General features: G+C 74.1%; 1 protein-coding gene. It reads right to left on the bottom strand.

What is annotated here, in order from left to right:
- The coding region (locus NBZ85_RS30800; protein ID WP_261563388.1) for a bifunctional aminoglycoside phosphotransferase/ATP-binding protein at positions 1 to 1560 on the bottom strand (1560 nt) is incomplete at its 3' end.
- Positions 1561 to 1851 lie beyond the last annotated feature (291 nt).

The raw sequence follows: 1851 nt of genomic DNA, 5'->3' as shown, positions 1-1851 counted from the left end.
GGCGATGCGCGCCGCGGCGACCTCGGGTGCGGTCACGCAGTGCAGCTGTACCAGGTCGGCGCAGACGTCGGCGGCGACCTCGGCGGCGGCGGCGCGGTGGCGCGCGCTGGACCAGGATGCGTCAAGCACCACGCTCTCCCCGCGGCACAGCGCCGCCCGGGCCCGGCGCAGCATCTCGGCGTAGGTCGCGTCGGTGATCTCCGGGGCGTAGCGACCGACCCCGAACTGGGCGTCGAAGGTCGAGGCGTCACCCCCGGTCGGCGACGAGGCGCCGGCGGGCTGCTGCGGGATCGCCTCGGCGGGTAGCTCGCCGGTGAGCTCCTGGCGGATGATGTCGGAACGCAGCAGCACCCAGCCGTCGCCGACCTCGGCCAGCCGGCTCGCCAGCGTCGTCTTGCCGGTGCCGGGCAGCCCGCCGACGACGACGAGGCGGACGCGGCCGGCCCGCAGGTGGCGGTGGGCGACGGCGAGCAGCCGGCGGGCGTTCTCCGCGGCGTCGGGATCGCCCTGCCCGCCGCGGACGCAGGCCACCCTCGCGCGCACGAACGCCCGGTAGGCCACGTAGAAGTGCTGCAACGACCGGGGATGCACCTCGCCGCTGAACTCGCGGTAGGCCTCCAGGAACTCGGCGGCCTCCTCGGGGGCGCCGAGTCGCTCCAGGTCCATCGCGAGGAAAGCGACGTCGCCAAGGACGTCACCGAAGCGCAGCCGCGGGTCGAACTCGATGCAGTCGAGGATGCGGGGACCGTCGTCGAGGCAGAAGATGTCCTCGGCGAGCAGATCGCCGTGCCCGTCGCGGATCCAGCCGGCCCGGGTGCGTTCGGCGAGCAGCTCGGCGCGCCCGGCGAGGTAGCGCAGCGCCAGGCGGCCGATGTCGTCGACGACCGCCGCGTCGAGCTGGGTGCCGCGGTAGGCGGCGATGCCGGTCATCCCCTCCCGCCACAGGTCCTCCAGGGTGGCCCGCTCCCCCGCGGTGGCGATCAGCGGCGACGTCTCGCACCGCTGGTGGAACACGGCCAGCGCGCGGGCGACCGAGCGCAGCGCGGGGCCGAGCAGGTGGCCGCGGCGCACCAGGGTCGACAGCCGGCGGCTGGCCGGCATCCGCCGCATGACGACCAGATGGTCGATCACCTCACCGGAGTCGTCACGCAGGTCGGCGACGCCGAGGTAGACGTCGGGGGCGAGGCGGCGGTTGAGCGCCACCTCCGCCAGGCACACCGCCTCCCGGGTCCGTCGTTCCGTGAAGTCAAGAAATCCCAGGTTGACGGGCCTTTTCCGCTTGTAGACGCGGTCGGCGGTCAGATACAGCACGGCGCTGTGCGTCTCGCGGGTCTCGCAGGCGGCGAGCTCGGCGAGCAGCGGGGCGTCCAGCCGGGGCGGCACGGACGCACCCCCGGCCGGCGCCGGCCCGGCCGGGGCCGTCGCGTCCCCCGCCTGGTGGCTGGCACCGGCCGAGGGGACGCCCGGCGACGAGGTGCCGGGCGGCGCCGAGGCGCCGGCGTTGCGGCTGTCGCCGGCTCCTGCGCCGGGCAGCGCATCCCGCACATACTGGACGGTCATGGCCTCTCCCCGGGTTGCGTGAAAGTCTCACGATCCTGACGGTCGACGCCCCGTTCCACCGTCGAACAGTCGAACACAGGCGTTCGATGGTTCTCCTTCGTCATGCTCGCCGTCCGTCGGCGATCTCACGACCGCCAGAGGTTGCCTACCCGGGGGCCGTTCGGACCACCCTCGGTGGACATCCGTCCCGGGTCGGGGCCATGCCCCCGGGTCAGGTCCATGCCCTGTACCTGAGGCCGGGCAGGACAACGACCCGCCATCAGGTGGGGGCCAGATGAGGGGTCAGAGGGG

The organism is Frankia tisae (genome assembly GCF_025403405.1).
GTDB lineage: Bacteria > Actinomycetota > Actinomycetes > Frankiales > Frankiaceae > Frankia > Frankia tisai.
This window is presented reverse-complemented; position numbering and strand designations above follow the sequence as displayed.